Source organism: Streptomyces niphimycinicus (assembly GCF_018883605.1).
Taxonomy (GTDB): Bacteria; Actinomycetota; Actinomycetes; order Streptomycetales; family Streptomycetaceae; genus Streptomyces; species Streptomyces niphimycinicus.
Genome location: NZ_JAHLEM010000831.1, coordinates 1 through 5,142 on the forward strand (window position 1 = coordinate 1; position 5,142 = coordinate 5,142).

At 74.4% G+C, this 5,142-nt stretch carries 3 protein-coding genes; all 3 read left to right on the top strand.

Annotated elements, in window-relative coordinates:
• Positions 1-51: 51 nt before the first annotated feature.
• Genes KN815_RS43665 through KN815_RS43675 form a run of 3 tightly spaced genes read left to right on the top strand, consistent with a single transcriptional unit; the run spans position 52 to position 4,921 of the window.
• Entirely contained in the window at positions 52-1,107 is a 1,056-nt protein-coding gene (locus KN815_RS43665) for an AAA family ATPase (protein ID WP_216347298.1), read from the top strand.
• A complete protein-coding gene (locus tag KN815_RS43670; protein ID WP_216347299.1) occupies positions 1,107-2,495 on the top strand; it encodes a DUF58 domain-containing protein in 1,389 nt (462 codons plus the stop codon). The genes KN815_RS43665 and KN815_RS43670 overlap by 1 nt, the downstream gene beginning before the upstream one ends.
• Entirely contained in the window at positions 2,492-4,921 is a 2,430-nt protein-coding gene (locus KN815_RS43675) for a transglutaminase TgpA family protein (protein WP_216347300.1), read from the top strand. Before KN815_RS43670 ends, KN815_RS43675 begins: the two co-directional genes overlap by 4 nt.
• Positions 4,922-5,142: the final 221 nt, after the last annotated feature.

A 5,142-nucleotide genomic window follows, 5' to 3' on the forward strand; every position in this document is an offset into this window, starting at 1 on the left:
GCCGGTCCGTTCCGAGGGCAACGGCCCTGAGAACGGGCCGAGGAGGGCCGGGTGACGACCTATGACGAGCGAGCGAGCCTCAGCGATCTGACCACCACAGCGGAGCGGATCCGCCGGTCGGTGGAGGGTGTGATCGAGGGCAAGCCCGAGGTCGTACGGCTTTCGCTGACCGTGCTGCTCGCCGAGGGGCATCTGCTGATCGAGGACGTCCCGGGCGTGGGCAAGACCATGCTGGCCAAGGCGCTCGCGCGGTCCATCGACTGCTCCGTGCGGCGGATCCAGTTCACCCCGGACCTGTTGCCGTCCGACATCACCGGCGTGAGCATCTTCGACCAGCAGCGCAAGGAGTTCGAGTTCAAGCCGGGCGCCATCTTCGCCCAGATCGTGATCGGCGACGAGATCAACCGCGCCTCGCCCAAGACCCAGTCCGCGCTGCTGGAGTCGATGGAGGAGCGCCAGGTCACCATCGACGGGGAGAGCTACGAGCTGCCCAACCCCTTCATGGTGGTGGCCACGCAGAACCCGGTCGAGATGGAGGGCACCTATCCGCTGCCCGAGGCGCAGCGCGACCGCTTCATGGCCCGTGTCTCGATCGGATACCCCAGCCCGCAGGCCGAGCTGCAAATGCTGGACATCCACGGTGGCGTCTCGCCGCTGGACGACCTGCAACCCGTCGCGCACGCCCACGAGATCGTCAAGCTGGTCGAGGCGGTGCGCTCGGTGCATGTCGCCGAGGCCGTCCGGCGTTACGCGGTGGACCTGGTGGCCGCCACCCGCAACCACCCCGATCTGCGGCTGGGCGCCTCGCCCCGGGCCACGCTGCATCTGCTGCGGGCCGCCAAGGCGTCGGCGGCGCTGGCCGGGCGGGAGTTCGCGCTGCCGGACGATGTGCAGTCCCTCGCCGTGGCGGTGCTGGCGCACCGGCTGCTGCCCACCGCGCAGGCCCAGCTCAACCGGCGCACCGCGGAGCAGGTCGTCGCGGACATCCTTCAGCGCACTCCGGTGCCCACCTCCGGCTCGCGCGGCGCGGGTGGCGGGATGCCGCCCATGCCGCCCATGCCCCCGGCCGACTTCGGCCGGCAGCAGCCGGGCGCGCGGAGGCTGTGATGGCCGCAGGGGGGACGGACATGGGCCCCGAGGGCCCCGGCGCCGGCGAGGACTCGGGCGGGCTGCGGGCCGCCCTCGCCGGTCTGACCACCCGCGGCCGTTCCTTCCTGGCCGCCGGGGTGGCCGCCGCGGTGTGCAGCTATGTCCTGGGCCAGGCGGATCTGCTGCGGGTCGGGCTGCTGCTGGCCGCGCTGCCGCTGGTCTGCGTGGCCGTGGTCCACCGCACCCGGTACCGGGTGGCGGGCAGCAGACGGCTCGCGCCCGCGCGGGTGCCCGCGGGCTCCGAGGCCCGGGTGCATCTGCGGATGGACAATGTCTCGCGGCTGCCCACCGGGCTGCTGATGCTCCAGGACCGGGTGCCCTATGTGCTGGGGCCCCGCCCCCGGTTCGTGCTGGACCGGGTGGAGCCGGGCGGCCGGCGCGAGGTGTCCTACCGGGTCCGCTCGGATCTGCGCGGCCGCTATCCGCTGGGCCCGCTGCAACTGCGGCTGAGCGATCCGTTCGGGATGTGCGAGCTCACCCGCGCCTTCAGCGCCTACGACACGCTCACGGTGGTGCCCCGCGTCGAGCCGCTGCCCCCGGTGCGCCTGACCGGCGAGGCCGCGGGGTACGGGGACGGGCGGCACCGCTCGCTGGCCCTGGCCGGTGAGGACGACGTCATCCCGCGCGGCTATCGCATAGGCGACGATCTGCGCCGGGTGCACTGGCGGTCCACCGCGCGCTACGGGGAGCTCATGGTCCGCCGGGAGGAGCAGCCGCAGCGGGCCCACTGCACGGTGCTGCTGGACACCCGGCGTACGGCGCACTACGGCTCAGGGCCCGACTCGGCCTTCGAATGGGCGGTCTCCGGGGCGGCCTCGACGGCGGTCCACCTGCTGGAGCGGGGCTATGCGGTCCGGCTGCTGACCGACTCCGGAAGCTCGGTGCCGGGCCCGGACGGCGGAGGCGGCTTCACCGGCTCCACCCATGACTCGGCGGAGACCGCCGGGCTGATGCTGGACACCCTCGCCGTGGTGGACCACTCCGACGGCGAAGGGCTCTCGCCCGCCTTCGAGGTGCTGCGCGGCGGCGGCGAGGGGCTGCTGGTGGCCTTCCTGGGCGAGCTGGACGAGGAGCAGGCGGCTACGGCCGCCCGGATGCGGCACCGCACCACGGCCGCGGTGGCGTTCGTGCTGGACGGCGCGGCCTGGTCGCGCGGGGCCGAGCTCGGGGGCACACGGGAGCTGGAGGAGCGGCTGCGGCGGCTGCGCGAGGCGGGGTGGACGGCGCTGCCGGTCGGCCCGGGGGCCTCGCTGGCAGAGCTGTGGCGGCAGGCCGACGCCCAGGGCGCCACCCGGGCGGACGCCGGAGGTTCCACGGTCGGCGGCATGACAGGGAGCTGGGCATGAGTGGGAGCGTTCGGCTCGCGATATGTGCGGCGCTGGCCACGGTGGCGGCGGCCTGTGCGCTGCTGCCGCTGGTGGACCCGGCGAGCTGGCTGTTGCAGGCCACCCTGTTGCTGGCGGTCCAGAGCGGCACGGGCGTGGCGGCCCGCCGGGTGCCGCTGGCCCGCCCGCTGACGGTGGCCGCGCAGGCCGTGGTGACGCTGCTGCTGCTCACCGTGGTCTTCGCGCATGAGCAGGCGCTGGGCGGGGTGCTGCCGAGCCCGCAGGCCCTCCAGGAGTTCGCGCTGCTGCTGCGCGACGGCGCCGACGACGTGGGGCAGTACGCGATCCCCGCGCCGCTCACCGATGGCATCCGGCTGATGCTGGTGGCCGGGGTGCTGGTGATCGGCCTGGTGGTCGACGCGCTCTCGGTGACGTACCGCAGCGCGGCCCCCGCCGGGCTGCCGCTGCTCGCGCTGTACTCGGTCGCGGCCGGGCTGTCCGACGACGGGAGCGACTGGCTGTGGTTCCTGCTGGCGGCGGCCGGCTATCTGGTGCTGCTCCTGGCCGAGGGCCGGGACCGGCTGTCCCAGTGGGGCCGGGTATTCAGCGGCGGCGCGCCGCATCCGGGGGGTATGCCGCCCTCGGGCCTGGCCGGGGCCGGAGGCGCCCCGGCGCTCGCCCCGGTCCGCACCGGCCGCCGGATCGGCGTGCTGGCGCTCGGCATCGCGCTGGTGGTGCCCGCGGCGCTGCCGTCCCTGGACGGCGGGCTGCTGGACCGGCAGGGCAGCGGTGGCGGGTCGGGCAGTGGCGGCGGCACGATCTCGGCGGTCAATCCGCTGGTGTCGCTCCAGGACAGCCTGAACCAGCCGGAGAACAAGGAGGTGCTGCGCTATCGCACCTCCTCACAGACCACGCAGGACCTGTACTTGCGGATCGTGGCGCTGGACCGGTTCGACGGCACCTCGTGGAAGTCGTCCGAGCGGCATGTCACCGATGTGCCCGGGCAGCTTCCGTCGCCCGCCGGGCTCGGCCCCTCGGTCCGGGTCTCCTCCATCGACACCTCGATCTCGGCCGCCGACTGGTACGCGCAGAACTGGCTGCCCCTCCCCTACCCCGCGTCCAGGGTCGAGATCGACGGGCGCTGGCGCTATGAGCCGGAGGGCCGCACGCTGGTCGGCGACCGCGGCCAGACCACCCGGGGCGCGCGCTACCGGGTCACCAGCCTGCTGGTGGAGCCCACGGCCGAGCAGCTCGCGGCCGCGCCCGCACCGCCCTCGCGGCTGCGGAAGGAGTACACCGAGGTGCCGGACTCGCTGCCGTCCGTGGTGGCCAGTACGGCGCGGGAGGTGACCGCCGGCGCGGCGAACGCGTACGAGAAGGCGGTCAAGCTCCAGGACTGGTTCGCGGTGAACGGAGGATTCCGTTACGACACCGAGGTGCAGTCCGGCAGCGGCTCGGCCGCCATCGTCCGGTTCCTGAAGAAGAAGGAGGGCTTCTGCGTCCACTTCTCCTTCTCGATGGCGGCGATGGCCCGGACGCTGGGCATTCCGGCGCGGGTCGCGGTCGGGTTCACCCCCGGCACCGCCCAGGCGGACGGCTCGGTGTCGGTGGGCCTGAAGGACGCGCACGCCTGGCCCGAGCTGTACTTCGAGGGCGTGGGCTGGACGCGTTTCGAGCCCACCCCGAGCCGCGGCACCCAGCCCGACTACACGATGGAGCAGACTCCCTCGGGCACCCCGTCCGACGAGCCGACGAGCGAGCCCAGCACGACCTCCGAGCCGACGGCCGCCCCGACCGCCTCCGACAGTTGCACCCCGGAGATGAAGAAGCTGGGCACCTGTGGAGGCGCCGCGGCCCAGCAGCCGGACAACGGCGCCTCGGGCGGGGGCTGGTCGGCGACCAAGGTCACGAGCTGGAGTTCGCTGGCGGTGCTGCTGATCGTGGTGCCCCTGCTGCCCATGCTGTGGCGGCGGCGGATACGGGCCCGCAGACTCGACGGTTCGGGCGGGCGCACCGAGCAGGACGCGGCCGACCGGATTCTCGCCGCATGGCGTGAACTCACCGATTCGGCCTGGGACTTCGGCGTGCTGCCGGACGACTCGCTGACCTCACGCAGAGCGGTGGCCCGCATGGTGCGGATCGCCGACCTCGACGACGACTCGGCCCGGGCGGCGCAGCGGGTGGCCGAGGCGGTCGAGCAGGTGCTGTACGCACCGCAGCCGCGCCCGTTCGCGGGCGTCGCCGACGACGTCCGGCAGGTGCTGGCCGGATTCCGGGCCAAGGCGGGGCGACGGGAGCGGCTGCGGGCGCTGCTGGCCCCACGGTCGGCGGCTCAGTTGGTGTGGGCGTGGGGACAGCGCTGGTCCGCGCTGGTCCAGCGATGGGGAGCCCCCCGCTGGACCCGCTGGGCCTCCCAGCTCCGGCCCCCGCGCGGCCAGGGGAGCTGACCTCGGGGCGGCCCTGAGCCCTGGCGGCTGAGCCTCCGCGACTGAACCCTGCCTGAGCCTCCGCGGCTGAACCCTGTCTGAGCCCCCGCGACTGAGCCCCTGCGGCGTGCGGGGGCTCAGGCCGCTTCGGGGGCACGCCACGGGGGCTCAGGGCCGCCCGGGCTCGCTCCAGGGCCCGGCACGGGGCCAGGGCCCGGCACGGGGCCAGGGCCCGGCACGGG

Bases quoted from the DNA above. Each gene is read 5' to 3' on its own strand.
- KN815_RS43675 (WP_216347300.1), top strand. From the start codon at position 2,492: ATGAGTGGGAGCGTTCGGCTCGCGATATGTGCGGCGCTGGCCACGGTG.
- KN815_RS43670 (WP_216347299.1), top strand. From the start codon at position 1,107: ATGGCCGCAGGGGGGACGGACATGGGCCCCGAGGGCCCCGGCGCCGGC.